The sequence below is a fragment of the Gracilibacillus salinarum genome (genome assembly GCF_022919575.1).
In the GTDB taxonomy this organism is placed as follows: domain Bacteria; phylum Bacillota; class Bacilli; order Bacillales; family Amphibacillaceae; genus Gracilibacillus; species Gracilibacillus salinarum.
The window spans coordinates 2,056,213-2,081,211 of record NZ_CP095071.1 but is presented as its reverse complement, the minus strand read 5'-3'; the positions used below and the strand labels follow the sequence as shown (position 1 = coordinate 2,081,211).

General features: G+C 42.5%; 23 protein-coding genes and 1 pseudogene. 16 read left to right on the top strand and 8 right to left on the bottom strand.

Annotated features, from left to right (window positions below; all coding sequences use genetic code 11):
• Positions 1-875: 875 nt before the first annotated feature.
• The 3 genes from MUN87_RS09695 (at position 876) to MUN87_RS09685 (ending at position 5,689) form a co-directional block, all read left to right on the top strand.
• A complete protein-coding gene (locus MUN87_RS09695) occupies positions 876-2,753 on the top strand; it encodes an ABC transporter ATP-binding protein (protein ID WP_244747565.1) in 1,878 nt (625 codons plus the stop codon).
• A 38-nt stretch (positions 2,754-2,791) separates the two neighbouring features.
• Positions 2,792-3,652, top strand: coding sequence for a serine/threonine-protein kinase (locus MUN87_RS09690; RefSeq protein WP_244747564.1), 861 nt, complete (start codon positions 2,792-2,794; stop codon positions 3,650-3,652).
• A gap of 987 nt (positions 3,653-4,639) precedes the next feature.
• Positions 4,640-5,689 (top strand): acyltransferase family protein, encoded by a 1,050-nt coding sequence (locus MUN87_RS09685; RefSeq protein WP_244747563.1) that lies wholly within the window; start codon positions 4,640-4,642, stop codon positions 5,687-5,689.
• Between the two features lie 563 nt (positions 5,690-6,252).
• Here the strand turns inward: MUN87_RS09685 and MUN87_RS09680 are convergent.
• Positions 6,253-7,116, bottom strand: a complete 864-nt coding sequence (locus tag MUN87_RS09680; protein WP_369414019.1) for a fructosamine kinase family protein — start codon at positions 7,114-7,116, stop codon at positions 6,253-6,255.
• A 136-nt stretch (positions 7,117-7,252) separates the two neighbouring features.
• Between MUN87_RS09680 and MUN87_RS09675 the strand changes: the two genes are divergently transcribed.
• The 4 genes from MUN87_RS09675 (at position 7,253) to MUN87_RS09660 (ending at position 10,899) form a co-directional block, all read left to right on the top strand.
• A complete protein-coding gene (locus MUN87_RS09675; protein ID WP_244747562.1) occupies positions 7,253-8,590 on the top strand; it encodes a sodium-dependent transporter in 1,338 nt (445 codons plus the stop codon).
• Positions 8,591-8,613: 23 nt separating this feature from the next.
• Positions 8,614-8,892 carry a YwdI family protein gene (locus MUN87_RS09670; protein ID WP_244747561.1) on the top strand — a complete coding sequence of 93 codons (279 nt, stop codon included), beginning with the start codon at positions 8,614-8,616 and terminating at the stop codon, positions 8,890-8,892.
• Between the two features lie 21 nt (positions 8,893-8,913).
• Positions 8,914-9,282 carry a DUF423 domain-containing protein gene (locus MUN87_RS09665; protein ID WP_244747560.1) on the top strand — a complete coding sequence of 123 codons (369 nt, stop codon included), beginning with the start codon at positions 8,914-8,916 and terminating at the stop codon, positions 9,280-9,282.
• Positions 9,283-10,179: 897 nt separating this feature from the next.
• Positions 10,180-10,899, top strand: a complete 720-nt coding sequence (locus MUN87_RS09660; RefSeq protein ID WP_244747559.1) for a serine/threonine protein kinase — start codon at positions 10,180-10,182, stop codon at positions 10,897-10,899.
• Here the strand turns inward: MUN87_RS09660 and MUN87_RS09655 are convergent.
• The 3 genes from MUN87_RS09655 to hemQ all read right to left on the bottom strand — a co-directional run bounded on the left by MUN87_RS09655 (position 10,864) and on the right by hemQ (position 12,671).
• Positions 10,864-11,112 carry a hypothetical protein gene (locus MUN87_RS09655; RefSeq protein WP_244747558.1) on the bottom strand — a complete coding sequence of 83 codons (249 nt, stop codon included), beginning with the start codon at positions 11,110-11,112 and terminating at the stop codon, positions 10,864-10,866. The two genes, MUN87_RS09660 and MUN87_RS09655, sit on opposite strands and share 36 nt — an antisense overlap.
• Positions 11,113-11,183: 71 nt before the next feature.
• Positions 11,184-11,663: a spore coat protein GerQ gene (gerQ, locus tag MUN87_RS09650; RefSeq protein WP_244747557.1), complete on the bottom strand. Its 480-nt coding sequence runs from the start codon at positions 11,661-11,663 to the stop codon at positions 11,184-11,186.
• A gap of 261 nt (positions 11,664-11,924) precedes the next feature.
• Positions 11,925-12,671, bottom strand: coding sequence for a hydrogen peroxide-dependent heme synthase (gene hemQ / locus MUN87_RS09645; protein ID WP_244747556.1), 747 nt, complete (start codon positions 12,669-12,671; stop codon positions 11,925-11,927).
• 215 nt (positions 12,672-12,886) lie between these two features.
• On the opposite strand from hemQ, the gene pta reads away from it, so the two are divergent.
• The 4 genes from pta to menC all read left to right on the top strand — a co-directional run bounded on the left by pta (position 12,887) and on the right by menC (position 16,124).
• On the top strand, positions 12,887-13,876 hold the full coding sequence (gene pta, locus MUN87_RS09640; protein ID WP_244747555.1) for a phosphate acetyltransferase: 990 nt from the start codon (positions 12,887-12,889) through the stop codon (positions 13,874-13,876).
• 83 nt (positions 13,877-13,959) lie between these two features.
• Positions 13,960-14,220 (top strand): hypothetical protein, encoded by a 261-nt coding sequence (locus MUN87_RS09635; RefSeq protein ID WP_244747554.1) that lies wholly within the window; start codon positions 13,960-13,962, stop codon positions 14,218-14,220.
• 1 nt (position 14,221) lies between these two features.
• On the top strand, positions 14,222-15,049 hold the full coding sequence (locus tag MUN87_RS09630) for an NERD domain-containing protein (protein ID WP_244747553.1): 828 nt from the start codon (positions 14,222-14,224) through the stop codon (positions 15,047-15,049).
• Positions 15,036-16,124, top strand: coding sequence for an o-succinylbenzoate synthase (gene menC, locus MUN87_RS09625; protein WP_244747552.1), 1,089 nt, complete (start codon positions 15,036-15,038; stop codon positions 16,122-16,124). The genes MUN87_RS09630 and menC overlap by 14 nt, the downstream gene beginning before the upstream one ends.
• Here the strand turns inward: menC and MUN87_RS09620 are convergent.
• Positions 16,117-16,938, bottom strand: a complete 822-nt coding sequence (locus MUN87_RS09620) for a lipoate--protein ligase family protein (RefSeq protein ID WP_244747551.1) — start codon at positions 16,936-16,938, stop codon at positions 16,117-16,119. The two genes, menC and MUN87_RS09620, sit on opposite strands and share 8 nt — an antisense overlap.
• Positions 16,939-17,014: 76 nt before the next feature.
• Here MUN87_RS09620 and MUN87_RS09615 point away from each other — a divergent pair, with 76 nt between their 5' ends.
• Positions 17,015-18,307 (top strand): HD domain-containing protein, encoded by a 1,293-nt coding sequence (locus tag MUN87_RS09615; RefSeq protein WP_244747550.1) that lies wholly within the window; start codon positions 17,015-17,017, stop codon positions 18,305-18,307.
• A 21-nt stretch (positions 18,308-18,328) separates the two neighbouring features.
• On the top strand, positions 18,329-18,823 hold the full coding sequence (locus MUN87_RS09610) for a YwgA family protein (protein ID WP_244747549.1): 495 nt from the start codon (positions 18,329-18,331) through the stop codon (positions 18,821-18,823).
• Between the two features lie 18 nt (positions 18,824-18,841).
• Here the strand turns inward: MUN87_RS09610 and MUN87_RS09605 are convergent, their stop codons facing one another.
• A complete protein-coding gene (locus tag MUN87_RS09605; RefSeq protein WP_244747548.1) occupies positions 18,842-19,021 on the bottom strand; it encodes a hypothetical protein in 180 nt (59 codons plus the stop codon).
• Between the two features lie 873 nt (positions 19,022-19,894).
• Positions 19,895-20,077, bottom strand: a complete 183-nt coding sequence (thmT, locus tag MUN87_RS09600; protein ID WP_244747547.1) for a 2-hydroxymuconate tautomerase — start codon at positions 20,075-20,077, stop codon at positions 19,895-19,897.
• 130 nt (positions 20,078-20,207) lie between these two features.
• Between thmT and MUN87_RS09595 the strand changes: the two are divergent.
• Positions 20,208-20,719 (top strand): annotated as a pseudogene (locus MUN87_RS09595) (YwhD family protein).
• Positions 20,720-20,868: 149 nt separating this feature from the next.
• Here MUN87_RS09595 and MUN87_RS09590 read toward each other — a convergent pair.
• Entirely contained in the window at positions 20,869-22,944 is a 2,076-nt protein-coding gene (locus MUN87_RS09590; protein WP_244747546.1) for a transglycosylase domain-containing protein, read from the bottom strand.
• Between the two features lie 274 nt (positions 22,945-23,218).
• On the opposite strand from MUN87_RS09590, the gene speE reads away from it, so the two are divergent.
• Entirely contained in the window at positions 23,219-24,046 is an 828-nt protein-coding gene (gene speE / locus MUN87_RS09585; protein ID WP_244747545.1) for a spermidine synthase, read from the top strand.
• 14 nt (positions 24,047-24,060) lie between these two features.
• Entirely contained in the window at positions 24,061-24,942 is an 882-nt protein-coding gene (gene speB / locus MUN87_RS09580) for an agmatinase (RefSeq protein WP_244747544.1), read from the top strand.
• The last annotated feature ends 57 nt before the right edge of the window (positions 24,943-24,999 follow it).

Genomic DNA, 24,999 nt, shown 5'->3' with positions numbered 1-24,999 from the left:
AGCACCGCTGCTTTTCACTTTTATATACGTTGTAGCACTTCCCTTAAGCGCAGGAAATAGGCGGAGACTCCCGTGGGATCAGCGCGAGCTGAAAATCCATTTCATTTGTGCCTGTGTCTGCCAGTATTGCTTCGAAGTGGGCTTCCTCGGCACAAGGCAGCACAGGTGCTGTTCAAGTAGTAGCCTAGCTGAAGCCGTGCCCACAGGACGCGGAGCCTATTTCCGGAGCTTTGTTAAGCAGACGAAAACTATCATAATTAACTCCATGTAAGAAAGATCCAGTTCACATAATCCATATTATAGGTAGTTAAATAAAATTTAAATCAATTAGTGCCGGGCGGGTTATGCCCGGTTTTCTTAATTAAAAAATGAAAATATGAGCGTTTGTTCATTGTATTATCAGAATTTTCTCATTATTCGTTCATAGGTTTCTCATTCTTATATGGAATACTAGTAATAGATCAAGAGGAGGTGAAAATAAATGACCTATTTTGATGTAGTAACACCAGCCGCATCCACCGAAACATCTAGTGTGAGTTACAGCGAAGAGAGTTACAGCGCTCCAAGTAACAGTGATTCATAATTGCAGAGTTAGAATGTTGATCTTTTTGCAGAGATGAGAGGAATGGAATGTTAAGAGACTTGTTTAGGCTTCTCATTCTTGCATGAAGCACTAGTACAAGATCAAGAGGAGGTGAAAATAAAATGACCTATTTTGATGTAGTAACACCAGCCGCATCCACCGAAATATCTAGTGTGAGTTATAGCGAAGAAAGTTACAGTGCTCCAAGTAACAGTGATTCATAATCGCAGAGTTAGAACACTTTATGTGCGGCTCCTTCTTATAGGAGCCCTCTCTTTCAAGGGGGAGAGGTATGAAAGAAAGAATACAGCGAATAGTAGATAAAATGAAACAACTTTCACTTTTTCATAGATTTAAGAGCTTATGGAGAATAGAAGATACTGGTGATAATCTGATATCTGAATCTCCGCCTGTTCCAGTAATGGATATCTTCCGCAGGTTTTGGCCATATGCTCGGCCTTACCGTTATTGGATCATCTTAAGCTTACTGTTGATCGCGCTTCAGCCAATCGTTCAGTCAGGAACCATTTGGCTTTTACAGGTTTTTATCGACAGCGTACTCACAAATGGTGATTTCGATCCCCTCTATTGGCTCATCTTTTCGTATTTAGGACTGACAATAATACACGGCATACTTTATTTTAGTGGGACTTATTTATCCAATTGGGTCGGAGAAAGTTTTATTCTTTCCTTAAGGAAAAGCCTTTTTGAACATCTGCAAGGATTGTCTCTTCACTTTTTTGTTGAGCACAAACTTGGGGATATTATCTCAAGAATCTCAGGTGATATTGCATCCATTGAACGTCTGGTTATAACTGGAGCAACCTCCGCTGTTTCCTATCTATTTCAAATAGTTGTTTTTACGGGGATGCTTTTTTTCATGGAGTGGAAATTGGCGTTGGTTTCTCTCGTTGTTGTTCCACTTTTTTATTTGGTGACACGCTTTTTCTCAAAAAGAATAAAGATGGCTTCACGTGAGCGCACTCGTAGAGAAGGAGCAATAAACGCTTTATCTGAGGAAAGCTTTTCAAACGTAGCTCTAATGCAAGCATATAACCAGCAGGAAGCAGAAAGTAAACGATTCTCCTTACAAAATCAGCGAAGCTTTAAGGCAAAAATGTTGAAAGTACGATTAAAGGCAGCATTTACACCTGTAATAAGTTTTATTGAGATGGCAGGGACACTGGTTGTCATGGTTGCCGGGGCTTGGCTCCTTTTTAATGGTGGTATTACACTAGGGACACTTATCGCATTTGTAACCCTGCTAAGCAAGTTATACGCCCCTGTGCGAAGATTAAGCAAATTATTAAATACTATCTATTCCGCATCAGCAAGTGCTGAAAGAGTGATCGAATATTTGGAAGAAAAGCCATTAGTCAAAGAATCTGCGTATGCATTGGAACATCCTGCTGCTCGGATAGAATTTGATCAAGTTTCTTTTTCCTATCCAGATAAGTCGAAAACGATTCTTTCTAATGTTTCTTTTCAAATTGAACCAGGTGAATCTGTTGCACTCGTTGGTTCGAGTGGAGTAGGTAAATCAACTATTGTTAAATTACTCATGCGCTTTTATGACCCAACGAACGGCAGAATTTTACTGGACGGAAATGTGCTGAAAGGATTACAGATCGATTCATTAAGAGAAAACATAGCTGTGCTTTTTCAAGAATCACTTATTTTCGATGGCACAGTAAAAGAAAATATTGCATACGGAAATCCTGGAGCTACAGATGAGGAGATTGTAAAAGCTGCGAAATTTGCAGATGCGCATGAATTTATACGAGATATGGATAACGGATACGATACATGGATAGGGCAAAAAGGCAGGAATTTATCAGGCGGGCAGCAAAAACGGCTAGCCATTGCCAGATCGATGATCCGAAATGCGCCTATTTTAATTCTTGATGAACCAACGGAAGGGCTTGATGGCGGTTCAGAAAGACGTCTTTTGAATCCAATTAAGCGGTTGATGGAGGAGAAAGCCACCCTCATTATCACTCATAACTTAAGAAGTGCTGCATTTGCAGACCGGATATTATATCTTGAAGAGGGAGAAGTGAAGGAAATGGGATCGCACGAAGCATTACTGGCACAAGACGGAAAATACGCGACCCTCTATTATATGCAGCAAGGAGAGACAGGGCATGAAACTGCTGTTCACTCATTGTAAGAAGCATCAGATTACGGAAAGGGAGTTGATCCATTCTTATGGTACCGCAAACGAATATGCTTAATAAAAGCGGAAATAAAGACCCGCTGCTTAAGGGAGAATCGCTGATCCCTGGTTATACAGTGATTCATCATATGAGACGTGGGAAAGATTGCGATGTCTACTACGTCTGGAGTGATGAGCGACTTACGGGATGTATTGCAAAAACCTTGCAACCGGAGGCGGTAGAAAATGAGCTTGCGCATAACCGATTGATAAAAGAAGGCGAGTGTTTAACAGCTTTGTCTCACCATAACCTGGTTCGTGGATACGAAATAGCAGCCACTCCAATTCCGGTATTGATAGAAGAAACGTTAACAGGCGAGACACTCTCCCGTTTGATTAGAAATCTTACGAATCAAAACAAATGCTTGTCAGTAAAGGAGTTGGCACATCTTGGCGTGCAGCTTTGCTCAGTCATTCATTATTTGCACCTGAATGACCTTTTACACTTAGATCTTAAGCCTTCTAATATCATTTCTCAGCCACCACTTGTTAAGGTGATTGATCTCAATCTGGCTGCGACACCAGGGGAAATTAAAAAAGGAATTGGAACAAAGCAGTATATGGCTCCGGAACAGGCACGCGGAGAAATTTTGACAACAGCTGCGGATGTATGGGGAATTGGAGCAGTACTTTTCTTTGCTGCAACTGGCAAGCGACCGTTTCAATCTTTCGAAGGGGAACGATATGAGCAACTCGAAAGACCAGCAGCCCGCGTACAGACATATCGGGAGATGGATGAATCATTAGCAACCATCATTGACCGCTGTCTGCAGCAAGAAGTGCGTCAACGTCCGTGTGTCAAAGAAATCTATGATCGGTTACATTTTTTTCTGGAAAAGAATAGTACGCATTAAGGTGTAGAGATTTTACTACACCTATTTTTATAAGTAAAGAAAGTATATAAGTACAGTCACAGCAGTAATCACATTGAACATGAATTTTAGTTCCTATAATATGGATTATGTGAACTGGATCTTTCTTATATGGAGTTAATTATGATAGTTTTCGTCTGCTTAACAAAGCTCCGGAAATAGGCTCCGCGTCCTGTGGGCACGGCTTCAGCTAATTTATGAAAGAAAATTCTTTTCTTTCATAAATGGATCTTCAGCTCGCGCTGATTCCACGGGAGTCTCCGCCTATTTCCTGCGCTTAAGGGAAGTGCTACATCATATGGAACAGCTAAAAGCAGTGGATCTAGGCATTATGTTATTCATTCAATTGCTGTTATATATACAGTGATCAATATGCTATCTCTTACAAAAGTTGTAGAGTCCACATCCTAGCGTAGGCCAACCACGGAGACTCCCGCGGGATTATGCAGGCGCTGAAGATCCACTTTGTGAAGCGATCTTCTTCACAAAGTTAGCTTCAGCCGTGCCCCGCAGGACGCGGAGTGGTTGGGCGGAGCGGTATCCTAGCACTTGAAACATTTCAAAATTACCGTACCGCTAAGCTGCTAGTTTACATAATCCATATTATAGGAAGTTGTTTATTGATTAAGTCAATTAGGACCGGGCGGATTATGCCCGGTTTTTCTTATTATCCAAAGTAAATTAATTTCATTTAAATAATCCGTCTGCTAACGGTGATCTATGAGTGAGAGTACACGGTGGGATTTTCATATAAAGTCCCGCCCTAACGGTTAATAAATGCCAAATGCCCATCACCACCTTCCTCATTACATCTTCATGAAAATCCTCCGAAAAATATTACGTAAACAATGATAGCTTTGCAGTTTTTTAACATCTAATTTACAAAAGGATAACAATTGTCAGATTTGCTTTTTGTTCTTCTTTAAAGTGGGTATTATGGAAATATCGAAAAGTAAGGGAGAATGTAAAATGCAAAGAGAAGCATACTTTGATAATGCCAAACTCTTATTTATTTTTTTGGTAGTATTCGGGCATTTAATTCAGCCCCTTAAAGAAAATATTGAATTAGTAAATGTACTTTATCAATGGATATATTTATTTCACATGCCAATATTCGTATTGGTAAGCGGTTTTTTTGCAAAAGGAATAGGTAACAAGCAATATATAGGTAAATTAGCAAAACGAATTCTGGTACCATACCTGTTGTTCCAAGCCTTTTATTTCCTTTATTTTTTAGGGATAGGGAAGGATAGCTGGGACACTACTTTATACGATCCGTTGTGGGGCTTATGGTTCCTGCTTAGTTTATTCAGCTGGCACTTGCTCCTGATTGGATATAAGAAAATCAAGCCGAAATACGGGATACCACTTGCCTTCGCAGTTGGGGTGGTAGCAGGATATATCTCATGGATAGGACCTAGTTTCAGTTTATCCCGGACACTTGTGTTTTTTCCGTTCTTTTTAATCGGGTATTGGTTAACGAAAGACCAACTGTTTAAATGGCAAACGCGTGCAATGAAAATAGCAGCCGTCAGCGTACTTGTCGTCGTATTCGCTATCTGCTTTATCGAGCCAACCGTTCCATCTGAATGGATGTTCGGATCTAAATCCTATCAAACATTAGAGGCAGGTATTTATGGTGGAGTGTTCCGAGCATTGTTATACGCTGTTTCATCTCTAATGGTGTTCGCGATCTTGCTACTCGTGCCAAGACGTGGATTTACTTTTACGGTGCTAGGTCAAAATACGATGTATGTCTATCTGCTGCACGGTATCATTATTCAATACGTGCGCGAGGCAAGCTTATTGAGAGTAGATCATAATCTCGATACGATCGGGATGGGCATTATCGCCGCAGCAATCGTCTGGTTCCTGGCTTCCAAGCCGGTAGTAACCTTCACGCAGCCCATTGTCGAAGGGAAATTCAACAATCTTCAGCAATGGTGGCAAAACAGAAAAGAACAGAAAGCCTATCATTACCAGGAAAAAACCAGAGAACAATATTCATCTGCTAAATAATTAGAAAACACGGTATTCGCTTAGCGAGTACCGTGTTTTCTTGCACGTTGGGAAAGTATATAGGTGCTGTAATCATATTGCTATGGAGTTAAGTTCCCATAATATGGACTATGTTAGCAGCTTGGTGTTCATTTTGAAATATTATGTGTGGTATGAAGCCTTTTGCCAACCACTTTCCGTTCCGCGGGGCACGACTCACAGCCGATAAGCTAAGAAAAAGAGATGAATCGTCTTACATGTTCGCTCCTATCATATTATCCATTCTTATGGACAGTTGAAGAGGAAAAAGGAAAAAGTTGTCCGTAAGAATGGATGTTATGGACAGTTGAAAAGGAAAAGAGAAAAAGTTGTCCATAAGAATGGATGTTATGGACAGTTGAAAAAGAAAAGAGAAAAAGCTGTCCATAAGAATCCAATGTATGACCACTCAAGGATATCAAAAGGGCTCTTGTGCTTAATTTGTATAATTTCGAAAACCGACAATACAGCAGGAATAGCATTTATCACAGTGCTAACCGTTCATAAAACCCCACTGATTGAAGTCTCAATTTATCTCCCAATCTCTACACGGAGTAATGGTCTAGTATACGATCGACACTTGATCCATATGCTTCACCAAATAAGTTCAAATGCACGAGCAAATAGAACAGTTGATAGAGCGGTTTTACGTCTTCGTAGTAATCCTCTAATGGAAAGGAAGACTGATAGCTTTGGTAAAAGGGAGCAGGAAAGCCGCCGAACAACTCGGTGAATGCTAATTCAAACAGATGGTCACCATAAAGGACAGAAGGATCAATCAGATAAGGCTGACCGTGAGCACCTGTAAGCCAGTTTCCACCCCACAAATCACCATGTAATAAGGAAGTGCGAGGCTTTGCCGGGATAAAGCGTTCGAGATTGATTAGCAAATATTCTAATTTCGTTTGGCGGATACCAGTTATACGACCATTCGATATCCCCAGGTCTAATTGCGGTCGCAGGCGCTTGTCCCGATAATAATCTACCCAGTTGTCATACCAATGATTTTGTTGAGTGAGTGAACCGACGTATGTTCTTTGGTCTAAACCATATTGCGCGCCGGCATCGGTAGCGTGCATGGCTGCTAATTGCTCTCCTAATCTTTTGCCAGTCTGTTCGGTTGGCTGTCCGTCTACCCATTCCATGATCAATGCTAATTCCTGATCTGCATCGTCATGATCTACATGGTAAACAGCTGGGACCGCAATCGTTTCGGTATTCCTGATTCGTTCTAATCCATCTGCTTCTATTTGAAAGAAATCCGCCGGGACGTCCTGATTGGTTTTGACAAAATATTCATGGTTCGCTGTCTGCACATAATAAGCTTGATTAATATCGCCGCCAGACACTGGTTGAATCTTCTTAACCGGACTCTGATCGCCCGTTAATTTAATTTTTTCCTGCATCATAAATCCTCCTTAATCGGGCCGTCATATTAAAATATCTTTACATCATTATATCATCATAAAATCAAGGTAGAAAAGCGAATGCTTATCATGTACAATAAGGAAAGCTTTTATAATTTGTTGAATGAGGTGAAACAATTTGCAACGAGAAAATTGGACTTCGAGAATAGGGTTCATGTTGGCTGCAATGGGCTCAGCAGTTGGTTTAGGTAATATTTGGCGTTTCTCATACGTAGCAGGTGAAAGTGGTGGAGGCGCATTTTTAATTTTATATATTTTAAGTGTGTTAGTCATAGGTATTCCGTTGTTACTAGTTGAGGTAAGTATTGGAAGAAAGGCGCGTCAGGATATTGTCGGGTCTTATAAGAAACTAGCTCCGGATAAACCGTGGTATATGCTTGGTTATTTAGGGGTTGCCAGTGCCTTTTTAATCTTAAGTTTTTACAGTGTTGTAGCAGGTTGGGCATTGTATTACTGGTGGCGTTACCTGACAGGATCGATGTCTGTTATGCCTGACGTCGGTTTTGGCGGTTCATTTGAAACCTTTATTGCCCAGGATTACGCACCGTTAGGCTGGCATGCTTTGTTTATGGTGATTACGATGTTTATCGTCCTTGGTGGTGTGCAGAAAGGAATCGAATTAGCAAACAAGATTTTAATGCCATTATTAGCACTTATGATGATAGGTTTGGCGATTTACAGTGTGACATTGCCGGGAGCTTCAGAAGGTCTTGCCTTTTTATTTAAACCAGACTGGTCGGTGCTGGATGATCCGAGCGTTTATATTTCGGCATTAGGACAAGCATTTTTCTCCTTAAGTCTTGGGGTAGGGACGATGATGACGTATGGCAGTTACTTAACCAAAGAACACAAGCTGCCTAGTGCTACGGTTGGTATTGGGATCATGGATACGTGCTTTGCGATTATTTCAGGGATCGTCATTTTTCCAGCAGTATTTGCCTTTGGGATTGATCCAAGCTCTGGACCACCGCTTGTGTTTATTACATTACCGGAAATTTTCTATCAAATGAATTTCGGTGGAATTGTCGGTTTTATCTTCTTCACGGCCTTAAGTTTAGCAGCTATTTCTTCTTCGATCTCCATGTTGGAAGTACCAGTTGCCTATTTGATGCGTGCACGTAACATGTCGAGAAAAAAGGCATCATTAATCGCAAGTATCGTGATTTTCATCTCTGGTATTACCGTTTCACTCGGTATGGGAAAATGGAGTGGCGTCACCTTAATTGGCGATCATAACATTTTAGATTCCTTTGATTATATCACGTCGAATGTGTTCTTGCCGATTGGCGGTTTAACGATGGCACTGTTTGTCGGCTGGTATTTTACCAGAAGCGAGGCATTAGAAGCGGCGGATTTAACGGAAAGTGCGTTGGCATCGGTTTGGTTAGTCCTAATTCGAATTGTCGCACCAATTATAATCATTATTATTTCCTTAAATTCACTAGGAATTGTATAATGACAGTGAGAGGATGAAGGAAGATGGCGATAACGAATCAGCAGATTTTGCGAAAAATTATAACAGAATGTGAACAAGCATTGCACAATGAATCGAAAGTCCGCGAACATGCGAAAGCTGTCCAATCGTTGACCGACTTATTGTTAGATCAGGATTCCAAAGTAACGACAACAAGCAGTTCATCCATTGATCCTTTAGAATGGGAAAAGATGGTGGGGCAGCCAAGTCCGAAACCATCGACAACAGACAGCAAGAAGTTAAAGGAAGAAGATGCAAATGGAGATTCGTTACTTGACTTTTAATACAGGGGAGCGATAGAACGAATGAAGATATTTTTATTGTTAGGTATCCTAAATGGTTTTCTTGCCGTAGCACTCGGAGCGTTCGGTGCACATGGACTGGAAGGAAAATTATCAGAGAAAATGCTGGCGACGTGGGATAAAGCAGTGTTGTATCAAATGTTCCATACCGTGGCATTACTCGCAACCGGATTATTGATGCAGAAGTTTACCGGAGGAAGTATTGTCTCTGCAGGCTGGTTCTTCTTTGCCGGTATCATACTATTCTCAGGCAGTCTGTATGTATATTCAACGACTGCGATTAAGACGTTTGCAATGATTACACCACTCGGCGGCGTCGCCTTCTTAATCGGCTGGGTGCTGTTAGGTTATGCAGTCATGAAGTATGTGTAATGCACATAAGATAGAATACGTTGAACGATGAAAGAGGGATGTGAAGAACACCCTCTTTTTCTATACATTAGGGAATTAAATGGAACTGTATTGCCAAATGGTTATTTTGATATAAATTATCTGCTGAGCAAAGCTCCGGAAATAGGCTCCGCGTCCTGTGGGAACGGCTTCAGCTAGGCTACTACTTGAACAGCACCTGTGCTGCCTTGTGCCGAGGAAGCCCACTTCGAAGCAATACTGGCAGACACAGGCACAAATGAAATGGATCTTCAGCTCGCGCTGATTCCACGGGAGTCTCCGCCTATTTCCTACGCTTTGGGGAAGTGCTACAACGTATGTAACAGCAAATAGCAGTGGTTCTTGGCATTTTTCCATAGCTATTATATATGCATGCAATCAATATATTAGCTCTGACAAAGATTGTAGAGTCCCAATCTTAGCGTAGGCCAACCACGTAGACTCCCGCGGGATTATGCAGGCGCTGAAGATCCACAACGTCTGCACCTGTGTCTACTAGTAACGCTTCGAAGTAGGCTTCCTCGGTGCAAGGCAGCAGAGAAGCAATTCTAGTAGTAGCCTAGCTTAAGCCGTGCCCCGCAGGACGCGAAGTGGTTGGCCGGAGCGGTATCATACCACACATAATATTTCAAAATAACCACTAAGCTGTTAGTTGGCATAATCCATATTATAAGAAGTTGTTTATTAATTAAGTCAATAGAACCGGCGGGTTATGCCCGTTTTTCTAACACGTTAGGAAAGTATAAAATTTTAGCATAGAAGCAGTTCGACGTAGTGAAAATTTAAAATGTAACAAGTATAAGAAAAACTACGGCACTCGCTAATGGACGAGGCGAATGCCGAGTTTTTCTAATAAAAAAACTGCTTGGAGATGGGATCATGACGAGAAACTGGAGGAAAGCAGGAGACGCTTTGAATAAGATTGAGGTGGAATCCACTTCTCAGAATCAGCCTGTTCTTATCAAAGGGACGTCTGATGAGTTGAAATGCATCGGCATTGGTACAGATGCGGCTGTTTTTCAACATGTGGACTTACCTGAGTATGCATTTAAGCTATATGCGAAAGACAAAACGCACAAGCTGTCTATCGAGGAAGGGATTTATCAACAGCTGGGAGAAAATCAATTTTTTCCGACTTGTTATGGTGCGACTGCACAATATCTTGTCATTAGTTATGAGGAAGGTATTACACTATTTGATTGCATCTTACAAGGTGTGTATATTCCGAAAGAAGTGATAGCAGAGGTGGAAGAGGCACGTACCTATGTGCGAGAGCTTGGCCTGAACCCACGTGATATTCATACGAAGAATATTTTACTGCAAAATGGGCGGGCCAAAATCATCGATGTCTCGGAGTATTCGCAAGCTGGCAATGATTATCGCTGGGAACATTTGAAGAAGGCATATGATGAGCATTACCATCTGATTGCGAATAAGCCGATTCCGTTCTGGGTCGTGGAGACAGTGAGAAAGTGGTATAATCAGCGATCTCGAAGTTATTCGACGTTTGACGACTTTGTCGGTGCTGTTTTAAAATGGACCACTTTTTCCAAACAGAATCTGTCAAACAAAGAAGAGAAGGATAGCGATCCCAAGTAGACCTAAACCTCTGAACAGCTGTTGTGAGAAGAATAGCGGTGGGCGACCAAGCTTCCATTCTTTGAAAGCCTCCATAAAAAAATTAACGCTCAGACTGGTTAAAGCAAGCATCCAAAGCAGGACGGAATGAAATTGCCAGGCTAACACAATCAATGCAAGGGATATGCAAAAGAAGCTAATCATTACTTCGTGTGTTTCGGCTTTTTTATTCATGTTTTTGCCTCCTGAAAAAGAAGATAAAAGAAATCCGCTGGTCTCATAGGGCCAGCGGATTTTAGCGTCTGTTAGCGTGGTGTGTAGTTGGCCGTTTGTGCACCATATGGGTATTCGTAGACAATTTCTTCGTCAAACGTAATGTAATCTAAGTATACCATTAACAGAATGTAGCGTTTTCCGGTTTCAGGATCACTTAATATGATGTGATCGCGACCGGCTGCTTCAATAATCCCTTTAAAAATCTTGGCATTCCAACGGTCATTGTTTTCAAAAGTCATATAAACGGTTGCTGTCTTTCCTTTGTTTAAACGCAAAATGTTCTCAATATACGACTCTTCCATGGGAAGCATGCCAGGTGTGGCAGTCATGCTAGGCTGTTGCTGCTGGGCATATGGATATTGTTGCATCTGGTTATACATCGGATACGAGTAACCTCCAGTGTACCCGTCCTGCATACCATAATTATACGTTTGCGGGATATATGGCTGAGTAGTTGTCGGCTGCTGCGGCCTGCTTTGACTCTGATTTGGGTTTTGTCCTTGACTCATCTTTGAAAAGCTCCTTTCCGTTGTCGGGAATCCATTCGTGCTTTTTTTCCGTATTCCTACTAGCCATCTATATGCAGTATCTAAAACAAACATGCATAAAGAAAATGAAGGCATTCTCCAAGTACGGTCGGAAGCCATAAAATTTCAGCAATGTTAAAGTACGACGTAGTGGGAAATGAGTATGTACTACGCCAAGTCCACACGAGCGCTCAAAAACAATGCAACCTTACGATAAAAAAACACACGGTCTAAACCGTGTGTTTAAATAGCTAAATAAGCTGGGACGTCTTCTGTTTTTAAAATATTGCCGACATAGAAAGGTCCGAATTCCCCGTAGCGGGCACTGACCACATCAAAGCGCATTTCATAGACAATTTTCTTCAATTGTAACACGTCTTTGGCAAAGAGCGTGACGCTCCATTCCCAGTCATCAAAGCCCATCGAACCAGTAATGACCTGCTTCACTTCACCTGCATATTTTCTGCCGGTAAAACTGTGCTCATACATTAATTGGCGACGCTCATCGAAAGGAAGCATGTACCAATTATCGTTTCCTTCGCGACGCTTGTCCATTGGATAAAAGCAAATATGATCCCAAAGTGGTAATTTTGGCGCTAAGCGGGCACGTACACCTGGATTGTCTTCCGGATTATCACTTTCCTTCGACATATATTTAGAGAGTTCCACCACAGATACATAGGAATAACTAGGCTTTGTAAACTCTGCAATTTTTGACTTATTGAAACGAAGCTCTATCTCGCTTAATTCCTGCATCGTCGGACGCAAGATCATAAGAAGGATGTCTGCTTTTTGTCCCATAATAGAATAGAAGGCATGGCTGCCATCTCGTGCTTCTGCTACTTCTTCCCATTCGCGGAGCATCGTCTGTAACTCCTCAACGGCTTGCTGGCGCTCCGCTTCGGTTGCTTTTTTCCATTTTGTCCAGTCGATTGTTCGTAAATCGTGTAAACAATACCAACCGTCCATTGTTTCTACTGCTTCTGGCATTTAGCTTCACTCCTTTGCTTACTAACTCTTGTTTTAATATAACACATTTAGGGGAAAATACTTATTGAAAAGCAATGATCATCACCTAGTATTTACCATAAATTTGAACAAATAAAAAATTTTGAAGATAAAACGCCTTCATTTTAGCTGATGCTTTCATTATGACACGAAAAGGCGTATCATATAATACAGATAAGATATTGGAGGGTGTAATCATGAGTGAATTATTTACAGATATTAAAAGCAGATTACAGGGAAATGCTAGAAAAATCGTTTTTCCTGAAGGATTAGATGAACGAATTCTAACAGCGGCAAGTAAGTTAAAGGAAGACCAATTTGTAGAACCTGTACTAGTCGGAATTCAAGAAAAAATAGAACAGAAAGCAAAAGAATTATCGATCGCGATCGATGGAGTAGAAATCATCGATCCAAGCACATATCCAGCATTTGATGAAATGGTAGCAGCTTTTGTGGAGCGAAGAAAAGGTAAAGCGACCGAAGAAGATGCCCGCAAGATTCTACTAGATGAAAATTATTTCGGGACAATGCTTGTTTATATGGGTAACGCAGACGGACTTGTAAGTGGAGCGGCTCATTCTACTGCGGACACAGTACGTCCAGCCTTACAAATCATCAAAACAAAAGCAGGTGTCAAAAAGACTTCAGGTGTCTTCGTGATGGTGCGTGGAGAAGAGAAATACGTCTTCGCAGATTGTGCCATTAATATTTCACCAGACAGCCAGGATCTTGCTGAAATTGCCATTGGCAGTGCAGAAACAGCAAAACTTTTCAATATCGACCCTCGTGTAGCGATGCTAAGTTTCTCTACAAAAGGATCTGCGAAATCAGACGAAACAGAAAAAGTAGCAGAAGCAGTAAAAGTAGCGAAAGAAATGGCACCGGACGTAACGTTAGATGGCGAGTTCCAATTCGACGCAGCGTTCGTACCGTCCGTCGCAGAGAAAAAAGCACCGGGATCTGTTCTGAAAGGGGACGCGAACGTATTCGTATTCCCAAGCTTAGAAGCAGGTAACATCGGCTACAAAATCGCACAGCGCCTAGGTAATTTTGACGCAGTAGGACCAGTCCTGCAAGGGTTAAACCAGCCAGTCAACGATCTATCCCGCGGCTGCAGCAGTGACGACGCTTATAAATTAGCATTAATCACAGCAGCACAAGCACTAGATGCCTCTGAAGCGAAATAAATATAATTATCAAAAAAGCCGAACTGCTTGTGTTAGTTCGGCTTTTTTTTGCTATACTAAATTAGCAGAAAGGAGAGATTTTATTGATTCCAGAATCCGCGATCATTTGGCAGCAATACCAGGCGCTCTCCGAATTGCTACCTCCTGATCACCCCGAATATGTTCAAGTAATAGAGCAATTCAGACTGCATGACATCGGTCAAGCCAGTGAAGACAGCCTCGCATTTTACCTCAAGCAGTCACAAATTCCACTTAATCTCTGTATAAAAAGGCTTCGACTCGAACATCACGTTCCCTTTCAATTAGATTGGCTGATCTTAACAGAAGCATTTCGTCATTTTTGAAGTGAAAGGTCACACTGGAGAGATCTATTTTGATGCCAAGTCCCATCAGCTTGTCCGCGAATCAGAAACGAAAAAGGAAGTATTTGACGACCCCATCTTGCAGGTGGATCGCCAGTATGCCAATTTGAGAACTTTTTTCAGTGATTACCAAATCGACCAGCTTCCAACTTACCGCTTTGCCGTATTTACGAATGCCAACGTTATTCTTAAGCTTCACGACTATCCTGAGCACGAAAGGATCCTCACCGCCCAAGCCGTCCCGACTATTTTAGAGCGATTAACGAAAAATCACTCCGCCCAAATCTCTCATGAACAAAATAAACAGATTCGATCCTTCCTCATTTCACAGCATCAAGAACGATTTAGCGCAATACTAGAAAAACATCATATTTTGTGGGAAGATTTAAAGAAAGGAGTTCCGTGTCCGGATTGCCGCAAACGTGCGATGATGCGTGAAAGAATGCGCTGGCAATGCACGTATTGCGGAACGCGGAGTACGGATGCACACGTACAGCTTCTCTATAAGCTAGCTTTACTTACGAACAATCGTCTTACGACAGCAATGGTGCAAGATTTTTTGCAAATACCTTCTGCGGATGCGACGAGAAAATTAATCGCTCGTGCAGCTTTTCATAAGACAGGAGTAAGAAAAGGTGCTACCTATTATCATCCAGAAATTGCAGCAAGTGGCCATAAAACACAAGCAAGTGGCCATAAAACTAGTAAAAGTGGCCATAAAGTGAGAAAAAGTGGCCATAAAACACAAAAAAGTGGCCATAAAACATCCAAAAGTGGCCATAAAAGGAGCCACGTCTATGATTACGATTGAAAAATGCATCCTTCATCGCTTCAAGATGTCGTTGAAGCATCCCTTTGCTAACAGCAGTACGACAGTAACGGAAAAAGATATAATCATCACAGAATTAATCGATCGTGAAGGGCGTAGCGGCTTTGGTGAGTCAGTCGCTTTTGATGCGCCTTGGTATACAGAGGAGACAACGGATACGGTAGCAGTCATGATTGAAAACCATCTGTGGCCGCTGATCAGGCACCAGACTTTTTCAGATCCGGGAGCTATTCCGTTCCACACGGTTCGCCGAAACCATATGGCGAAAGCAGCCATCGAGGGAGCTGTTTGGGATTTATACGCCAAGCAGCAGCAACAACCACTCTACCAACTAATTGGCGCGCAAACGAACAAAATCCCAGTCGGAGCGGCGATAGGACTGCAGCCAAGTGACGACCTAATGCTTACCAAAATCGAACAAGCAATCCAAGCGGGCTATCAACGGATCAAGCTAAAAATAAAGCCAGGGTATGACCTGACATTACTAGAAAAAGTACGCAGTCATTTTCCAGACGTACCGATAATGGCGGACGCTAACTCGGCCTATACGTTAAACGATATCGACCATCTCAAAAAGTTCGACGATTACAACTTAATGATGATCGAACAGCCATTGGCGCACAACGATTTCATCGATCATGCCCGGTTGCAGGAGCAATTGCAAACACCGATTTGTTTAGACGAGAGCATTCACACATTTGCAGATGTCCGAACGGCAATTCAGCTAAAAAGCTGCCAGATCATCAGCATTAAACTAGGAAAAGTAGGTGGCTTTACCAATGCGATTCGCATCCACGATTATTGTCAGCAACATGGCATTCCCGTCTGGTGCGGCGGTATGCTTGAAGCCGGAGTAGGGCGCGTGCAATCGTTGGCGCTGGCAACACTCCCCAATTTTCAATACCCTGCCGATCCCGGGGCTTCGAATCGCTATTGGCATCAGGACATCATCACACCAGAGGTAGAAGTAGAGAACGGCTACGTCACATTACCAGACGAGCACGGCATCGGTTATCAGGTCCAGCTTCCTCAATCGAATCAAAAAGTACTCACTTGAGTACTTTTCGATTGCGATCGACCATTTGTTTCATCCGTTCTTCAAACACTTTGAGCTCAGCCCCGGCGAGATCACGCCATTCCACATCACCCAACAGTCTTATCACCCGCTCGATACTATCTTCCACCGTCAATGCTTCGCCCGTTAATTCTGCTAAAGACATCATCGTTTCCGGCTCCACAACGGGATAGGTGAACCGCTCGGACTTAACAGCATCTCCTTTTTGATAAAAATCACGGATCAATGCCGCGCGCTCGGCTCCACTGCCGCGTACGCATAAATAAATCTGTACCGCGATTCCTTTTTTGACCCGGCGCTGGGAAATACCGGCGAATTTTTTGCCGCGAATACTTAAATCATAATCACCAGGACAATAAGAACCAACGACCTCAAAGGCTTCAATCTCATCGGTCAGATCGCGATACATATCCTGGACGAATGCTGTCATCAGCTGATAGCCGGAGTGAATCCCCATCTCCTGCAAATCGGGTAAAATAAAGGAGAAGTTGAGTACATCCTCATCCAGCACTACCGCTAGTCCACCAGAATTGCGGACGACAACATCATAGCCTGCATCTTCTAAAAAATCGATTGCCTCACGGATCGCAGGAAGACGACTGTCCAATATCCCAAGTACCACTGTTTTGTCGTGGACCCAGAAACGGCAGGCGATATCATCTTTTGTCTGACCGATCGATTCACATAAGGCGTCATCAGCAGCAAAGGATGCCATCGCTGTTCCAAGCGCTTCCGGATCGCGGTGATCAACCACTCGTATTTGTTTATCTAAAAAAAATTGCTTCCAATCTTTCATTATTATCCTCCAAACCTTTTCGTACATTTGAATCTATATTATACTAATAGTAAGAAAAAAGAGGAAGGTATTTGCCATGGCTTATAAAGATGACCAGTTACACGAGGAGAAAGTATTTAAAGATCCTGTTCACCGGTACGTGCACGTGCGGGACCGCGTGATCTGGGATTTGATCGGCACGAAAGAATTTCAACGGTTAAGACGAATTAAGCAGCTTGGCACATCGTTTTTCACTTTCCACGGTGCAGAACATAGTCGCTTCAATCATTCGCTGGGTGTCTATGAAATTGTACGTCGCATTTTAATTAATTTTGCGGACAGGCCTAAATGGAATCATGAAGAGCGCTTGCTGTGCTTGTGTGCCGCGTTGCTGCATGACCTGGGACATGGACCGTTTTCCCACTCATTCGAAAAAGTGTTCCGCCTCGATCACGAGGAGTTCACCAGAGCGATTATATTAGGTGATACCGAAGTTAATCGCGTGTTAACCCGAGTAAGCAAAGATTTCCCGCAAAAAGTTGCAGATGTTATTAACAAAACCTATCATGACAAACTGGTTGTCAGCCTGATTTCCAGTCAGATTGATGCCGACCGGATGGATTACCTGCAGCGTGATGCCTATTTCACAGGGGTCAGTTACGGCCATTTTGATATGGAACGGATCCTCCGCGTGATGCGCCCGGTTGAAGATCAAGTCGTGATTAAAGAGTCGGGGATGCATGCGGTCGAGGACTATATCATGAGCCGCTATCAGATGTATTGGCAGGTTTATTTTCACCCGGTTACCCGCAGCGCCGAAGTCATCTTGACGAAAATCCTGCATCGCGTCAAACAGTTGTTTGAAGAGGGCTATACGTTTAAAGTAGAGCCGACGCCGTTTGAGTCATTTTTTAAAGAACAGGTTTCCTTAGAAGATTACATTCGTTTGGATGAAGCTTTCGTTCTTTATTATTTCCAAATGTGGGCCGAAGAAGACGATCCGATTTTAAGTGATCTCGCCTATCGATTTGTCAACAGGCGTTTATTTAAATATGTCGAATTTAATCCGAATTTACAAATGAACGAATGGATGCAGTTATACCAACTGTTCCAGGCAATCGATCTTGATCCTGACTATTATTTGGTAGTTGATTCTTCGTCCGATTTGCCGTATGATTTTTATCGTCCAGGTGAAGAGGAGGAACGTCTGCCGATTCATCTATTATTACCAAATCAGGAATTACGAGAGTTGTCCCGTCAGTCTGATATTGTTGAGGCGATATCAGGTAAAAAACGGACAGACCATAAACTATATTATCCTAAAGATTTAATCGAACAATTACCGGATGATCGACCGGAAAAGGCGAAAATCAAAGAGATATTAAACTGATAAAAAACTGGGGTGTTTTCATTGTTAGATAACCATGCAAAGCTTGTTAAAGTAATCGCAGCATCGGAAGGAATTGTCGGTCGGAAGAAACTGCAGAAAATCATTTACATTATGAAAAAATTAGGGCTGCCATTTGAGGAGAAATATACCTTTTATTTCTATGGACCCTACTCAGAAGAACTAAGCTTACGAATCGAGGAGTTAACGAATCTTGGATTTGTATCAGAGGTAAAAGAAAAGAAGAGCAATTATTATCAATATCGTTATCAAGTAACGGAACAAGGTGAAGATTTTCTTAAACATTCCAACACAGAACTGCCCCCGGAGATTTCGATAGCAAAGCAAATGAAAGAACAGAGTTCCCGTTTCTTAGAGCTCGTTTCCACCATGCTTTATTTTGATCACTTACCAAAGCAGGAAATTGAACAAAAAGTGCAGGAAGTCAAAGCAAAATCGAACTACACATCAGAAGATATCGAACAAGCTTGGGAATATATTAACAGCATTAAAAAATAACCCCCTTACGAAGGTGGGTTATTTTTTTTCGTCTAATAGACGATCCAACTTATCCTCAATCCGATTCATTTGCTGTTTGCGAGGTCTCAAGCGCGACGTGTACCAGGTCACCGTGATCACTATAACTATTAACAGCAGTAATACGAGTGAGAAAACAATGTCGCCCCAATATAACCCGCCGATACTTACGAAAAGCATGCTATACACAACCTTTAACACAAAAGTAGTTAAGGAGATTATAGCACAAAAGAGGATAAAAGTGGAATTGCTTGTGGTGAGTATGATTCTATTACCTTTTCCTATCAAATAATCAAAAGAAAAAGCAGTAATGAACGAGTGACTAAACAACCAAGCAAAACACATCCCCACGAACCTGTCACAGTTACAGTTGCATTTTCATTAGAAAAACCGGTAAAGTCAGCCTGTTAGCCGAGCATCCATATTGAGATATTTAATGTGCTGGGATATCGCTTCGGCCAACCACTCCGCGTCCTGCGGGGCACGGCTGAAGCTAGGCTACTACACGAATCACTTCTCTGCTGCCTTGCACCGAGGAAGCCTACTTCGAAGCGTTACTAGAAGACGCAGGTGCAGACGTTGTGGATCTTCAGCGCCTGCATAATCCCGCGGGAGTCTCCGTGGTTGGCCTACGCTAGGATAGGGACTCTACAACTTTTGTCAGAGCTAGCTTATTGATCACATGCATATATAATAGCTATGGATAAATGCCTAGAACCACTGCTTTTTGCTGTTCCATACATTGTAGCACTTCCCTAAAGCGTAGGAAATAGGCGGAGACTCCCGTGGAATCAGCGCGAGCTGAAGATCCACTTAGGAAAGAAAAGGATTTTCTTTCCTAAGTTAGCTGAAGCCGTGCCCACAGGACGCGGAGCCTATTTCCGGAGCTTTGCGAAGCAGATGAAATCTTTCAAAATGACCACAATGTCAGACTGTTCTACTTTACTTAATCCCCCGACTGATGGAAGTCTCTCTTTGTGACAGTGATTATATGCTTTCTTGACTTGAAATAAAAAAGCCGAACGAAACAAATCGCTCGGCTTTCACAATAAATCAATCAACCAGACGCTTACCGCCAACACCATAATTACGCTTATCAATATCCTCTACGAATACGACAACCTTATCGCGGGTCGCGCCAGTTGTTTCGACGACGGCGTCGGTTACTTTTTCGATTAGTGCTTTGCGTTGTTCATCTGTTCTTCCTTCTAGCATTTGTACGGTGACATATGGCATATGATCTGCTCCTTTATCATAAAAGATATATATATTGTATCGTAAAAAGCAAAAACGGGGAAACAAAGAAGATGAAAACACCATTTTAAACATGCTACAATGAAAAGTAAAAGAAGTAGGAGGATAAATCATGAGTGAAGAGAAGAAAAAGAAATCCAATGCGTTTACGATCATGAAGGACGATTCGACGGATGGTCATGGTGGATACGGTGTTGGTTCGGTTAGTTTAGAAAATATTTCTCCTGTTATCATTGATCCGAATGAAGACCGTGCCTTTGTCGATATGGGGCGATGCACGCCAGAAGTGAAGTCGAGCGCAGGGTGAAATTTTTAAAAGACAGAAACGAAGTACCGAACGGCAAGCTGTATTGGATTGTATGGGTTACTGTAGAGCGTGGCGAGAATGGTCCGTACTTTCATGGCGTGACCGGCTGCGAAATTCTGGTAGACCGTTCGATTAAACGTGCTTATAAATCGATGCCGGAGCATGTCAATCACATGGACAAATCGATGAAAGGCCATGTCATCGTGGAACATATGGACGAAAAATCGCAAAAATTATTAGCCGATTTTCTGCGTGAATTCGATGCTGACATGTGGGAAAATTCTTCAGATGAATTAAAGCAATCTTTGCCAAAATAATGAACATTTTGTGAACATTAATTAGATTGACAACATTTTACTTGTCGACTCCGTTCCTTTTTTTATAAAATGAACACACATGGTAACTCTTTGTTACTAGGACCGGAAAAGGCTGGGCATTTGCCCAGCCTTTTTCCGTTAATAGCGATCTATTGCTCGTCTTCGCCTGTCCACAGCCATTCCCACCAGTTCTCCAGTAAAGCGTCGTCTGGAATCCCTTCATTGAGATCATCAGGGTGTTCCGGTGTGAAGCCATCATCTAAATGCAACGTACATTGTTTCGTCGGTTCTGTTCCTTTTACAAAATACATCTTATGCGTCTGTCCGCAATCTTCTGTTGCCAAAAGTCCGGTATTCAAGTCAACATTGACTTCAACTACGTTATCCGGTTTCACAACATGTTCTTCCGGTAAATCCTCGTGTGCCGCTTCCATGAAATCAGCCCAGACCTGCTTGGCAAAATGCTTATCATTCGTCTTGGTAATGTCGCGGTTATCATCATAGCCCGTCCACACACCGGCTACAAGCGATGGACTGAAGCCGATCATCCAGTTATCCGAATTGGTTGTGCCCGATTTACCAGCGTATTCATGGGTCAGCTGATTGGCGATCGATGACCCCGTCACTTGCATATAGCCATCAAGTTCATGATTAAACATACCTTTCATCAGATCCTGTAAGATAAACGTATACGCTTCGTCCAGCACTTGTTTATCATCTTCTTTCGGAAAAAGGCTCCACGCCTCATCTTCCTTCTGCACTTCTTCCCGGTCGTACAGCACTTTGCCGTATGCGTCGGTTACTTTCGTTATCGTGTGAGAATTTACCTCAGCGCCGCCATTTGCAATCATACCGTATCCTTGCACCATTTCCTGCATCGTTACGACCTCTGTACCGAGTGCCAATGCCGGTACTGCATCCAGCTCACTTTTGAAGCCGAATTTATCCTTGACGACACGTACGAAGCGCTCCGGCGTCAGGTAAAGATTCGTTTTCACGGCAAAAATATTATCCGATAATGCCAAAGCCTGTGCCATCGTAATCGGTTCGTTAGCATAATAATCGTTGTAATTACTAGGCTGATACATCTTACCATCCGCAAGCTCAAATGACGTCGGCTTACTCATCAGGGTGGTCGCTGCCGTCATGCCATTTTCCAATGCGGCATAGTAAAGAAATGGTTTAAAAGAGGAGCCTGGCATCCGCTGTGCCTGTGTCACACGGTTAAAGGATGACGCCTCGTAATCCTGTCCGCCGATTAATGCGGTAATTGCACCTGAATGAGGATTCATTGCCATTGCGCCAATTTCGATTTCTTTGTTGGAAACGTCCCGCGCTGTGACATCTTCCAATGCTTGCTGCTGCTTCATATCGAGCGTTGTGTACACCTTGTAACCACCCGAGCGAATCTTCTCCATATCGACATCCAGCAATTGCTTCAATTCTTCGACGACCACGTCCTGAAAATAAGGTGCAGCACTTTGCGTTGTAATGACATGATCTTCTGAGAAGGCGAGCTCTTCTGCTAAGGCAGATTGATAGGTTGTCTCATCGACCACTCCATGTGCATACAGATTATCCAAAATGAACCTTTGTCTGTTTTTCGCTTTCTCTTCATCGTGAAAAGGTGAGTAGGTCGACGGCCCTTTTGGAATGCCGGCCAGCATGGCAGCCTCTGCCCAGCTTAAGTCTTCTGCTGACTTATTGAAATAATACTTACTGGCGGCTTCAATCCCATAGGCGCCATGTCCATAGTAAATCGTGTTCAAATAGCCTTCGAGCAATTCATCCTTATCATAGTACATTTCCAACCGAATCGTATAAAAAGCTTCATATAACTTACGCTTCCATGTCTTTTCATGAGAGAGAAACAGATTTCGCGCATATTGCTGGGTAATCGTACTGGCACCTTCTTTAAGAGAAAAGGAGGTAATGTTCTTGACGACAGCAGACATTAATCGTTTGAAGTCAAAACCAATATGATCATAGAAATGCTGATCTTCCGTCCAGATCGTTGCCTTTTCCAAATCATCATCAATCTCCGCGAGGGATACCCAGTATCTTTTTTCTGATCCGTATTCTTCCCCGATCACTTCTTCTGCATTGCCATAGTAAATCGTATTCTGCGGGCGCTCTAAGGACGGAGGGCCAAGCAGAAAGCTGGCAAGCAATAGCACAGCAAGGCAGGAACCTGCCATCATCACTAAAAAAAATAATAATTTCATTACCCGGACTTTCTTTCTTCTACGCCTGCGACTCACAGCTATACCCCCATCTATATTTTTTGCTATACAGTAGCTGTTATATATGAGAACCTATTGTTATTAGCATTATGGTTAAAACCACCAGTCACTAAACATCAAATGTAAAGAATTACTTGATTTTTTAAGGAAAAACTCTAAAATAGTATTGTTTCCTAGTAAATAAAGTGAGATTTCAATTAGTGGACGGTTAGCACCGTGCTAAATTGATTGGATATAGATAAAGGAGCGATTCCAGATGGGATTATGGTTCACAGAGAAACAGACAGAAAACTTCGGTATTACAGCAAAAATTAAACAGACTTATCATTCCGAGCAAACCGATTTTCAGAAATTAGATATGGTAGAGACGGCAGAATGGGGCAATATGCTTTTGTTAGATGACATGGTGATGACCACGGAAAAAGATGAATTCGTGTATCACGAAATGGTCGCGCATGTTCCGTTATTTACCCACCCTAATCCGAAAGATGTCTTAGTAGTAGGTGGGGGAGACGGCGGTGTCATCCGTGAAATTTTGAAACATCGATCCGTGCAGAAAGCCGTACTGGTCGATATTGATGGAAAAGTCATTGAATATTCCAAGCAATACTTGCCATCGATCGCTGGTAAATTAGAGGATCCTCGCGTAGAAGTGCGGGTAGCAGATGGATTCATGCATATTGCCGAAAGTGAAAAAGCATATGATGTCATCATGGTAGATTCTACCGAGCCGGTTGGACCAGCGGTGAACCTTTTCTCGAAAGGATTCTATGCAGGTATCGCTAACGCGTTAAAAGATGACGGTATTTTTGTCGCGCAAACGGATAATCCATGGTTTAAAGCGGACCTGATCCAACAAGTATTCCACGACGTCCAGGAGATTTTTCCGGTAACACGATTATATACAGCCAATATACCAACGTATCCGAGTGGATTATGGACCTTTACGTTAGGCAGTAAGATACATGACCCGCTGAAGGTGAAAGAAGAGCGGTTCTTTGAATTGGATACGAAATATTATACGAAAAACATCCACCATGCAGCCTTTGTATTACCTAAATTTGTGGAGGATTTAACGAAGTAGAGGAGATGAGAGCTATGCGTTTTGATGAAGCTTATTCTGGCAAAGTATTTATCATGTCACGCCCGACCTATGAAGACGCCGATGCGATTCTGTACGGGATGCCAATGGATTGGACAGTCAGCTTTCGTCCGGGATCCCGCTTTGGCCCGAACCGTATTCGTGAAGCCTCGCTTGGTTTAGAAGAATACAGTCCTTATTTAGATCGTCATCTGGAAGAAGTGACTTATTTTGATGCAGGTGACATTCCGTTACCATTCGGAAATGCCCAGCGCAGTTTAGAGATGATCCAGTCATATATCGAGCAGATTTTAGCAAAAGGGAAATTCCCGCTTGGACTAGGTGGGGAACATCTAGTCAGCTGGCCGATCATTCAGGCCATTTATCAAAAATATCCGGATCTTGCGGTCATACATATTGACGCACATGCAGATTTACGTGAAGAATATGAAGGGGAAGCCTTATCCCATTCGACACCGATTCGAAAAGTATGTGAAAAAATTGGACCGGAAAACGTCTATTCCTTTGGGATTCGCTCAGGTGACCGCGATGAATTCCGCTATGCAAAAGAAAGCGGCATGCATATGGCAAAATATGAGGTGGCTGAACCATTGAAGAAGGTGTTGCCTTCATTAGCTGGAAGACCGGTTTACGTCACAATAGATATTGATGTGTTAGATCCTGCCTTTGCTCCTGGTACGGGAACCGCAGAAGCTGGCGGCATTTCGTCGAAGGAACTGCTTGAAGCGATTCATCTGATTGCTCGTTCGGATCTTCGCGTTGTTGGTGCAGATTTAGTCGAAGTAGCACCGAATTATGATCCTGCAGAACAAACGGCGATTGCTGCCAGTAAGTTCGTGCGTGAAATGCTGCTTGGCTGGGTGAAACCGTCCAAGTAGTATAGATTAGATGTAAGTTTGCTTGTAAATATGATAAAATATGATACGAGCTTACGA

Excerpts from the sequence above, each read along its gene's own strand:
- MUN87_RS09695 (WP_244747565.1), top strand. The coding sequence starts at position 876 with ATGAAAGAAAGAATACAGCGAATAGTAGATAAAATGAAACAACTTTCA.
- MUN87_RS09690 (WP_244747564.1), top strand. The coding sequence starts at position 2,792 with ATGGTACCGCAAACGAATATGCTTAATAAAAGCGGAAATAAAGACCCG.
- MUN87_RS09685 (WP_244747563.1), top strand. The coding sequence starts at position 4,640 with ATGCAAAGAGAAGCATACTTTGATAATGCCAAACTCTTATTTATTTTT.
- MUN87_RS09680 (WP_369414019.1), bottom strand. The coding sequence starts at position 7,116 with ATGATGCAGGAAAAAATTAAATTAACGGGCGATCAGAGTCCGGTTAAG.
- MUN87_RS09670 (WP_244747561.1), top strand. The coding sequence starts at position 8,614 with ATGGCGATAACGAATCAGCAGATTTTGCGAAAAATTATAACAGAATGT.
- MUN87_RS09665 (WP_244747560.1), top strand. The coding sequence starts at position 8,914 with ATGAAGATATTTTTATTGTTAGGTATCCTAAATGGTTTTCTTGCCGTA.
- MUN87_RS09660 (WP_244747559.1), top strand. The coding sequence starts at position 10,180 with ATGACGAGAAACTGGAGGAAAGCAGGAGACGCTTTGAATAAGATTGAG.
- MUN87_RS09655 (WP_244747558.1), bottom strand. The coding sequence starts at position 11,112 with ATGAATAAAAAAGCCGAAACACACGAAGTAATGATTAGCTTCTTTTGC.
- gerQ (WP_244747557.1), bottom strand. The coding sequence starts at position 11,663 with ATGAGTCAAGGACAAAACCCAAATCAGAGTCAAAGCAGGCCGCAGCAG.
- hemQ (WP_244747556.1), bottom strand. The coding sequence starts at position 12,671 with ATGCCAGAAGCAGTAGAAACAATGGACGGTTGGTATTGTTTACACGAT.
- pta (WP_244747555.1), top strand. The coding sequence starts at position 12,887 with ATGAGTGAATTATTTACAGATATTAAAAGCAGATTACAGGGAAATGCT.
- menC (WP_244747552.1), top strand. The coding sequence starts at position 15,036 with ATGATTACGATTGAAAAATGCATCCTTCATCGCTTCAAGATGTCGTTG.
- MUN87_RS09620 (WP_244747551.1), bottom strand. The coding sequence starts at position 16,938 with ATGAAAGATTGGAAGCAATTTTTTTTAGATAAACAAATACGAGTGGTT.
- MUN87_RS09615 (WP_244747550.1), top strand. The coding sequence starts at position 17,015 with ATGGCTTATAAAGATGACCAGTTACACGAGGAGAAAGTATTTAAAGAT.
- MUN87_RS09605 (WP_244747548.1), bottom strand. The coding sequence starts at position 19,021 with ATGCTTTTCGTAAGTATCGGCGGGTTATATTGGGGCGACATTGTTTTC.
- thmT (WP_244747547.1), bottom strand. The coding sequence starts at position 20,077 with ATGCCATATGTCACCGTACAAATGCTAGAAGGAAGAACAGATGAACAA.
- MUN87_RS09590 (WP_244747546.1), bottom strand. The coding sequence starts at position 22,944 with ATGAAATTATTATTTTTTTTAGTGATGATGGCAGGTTCCTGCCTTGCT.
- speE (WP_244747545.1), top strand. The coding sequence starts at position 23,219 with ATGGGATTATGGTTCACAGAGAAACAGACAGAAAACTTCGGTATTACA.
- speB (WP_244747544.1), top strand. The coding sequence starts at position 24,061 with ATGCGTTTTGATGAAGCTTATTCTGGCAAAGTATTTATCATGTCACGC.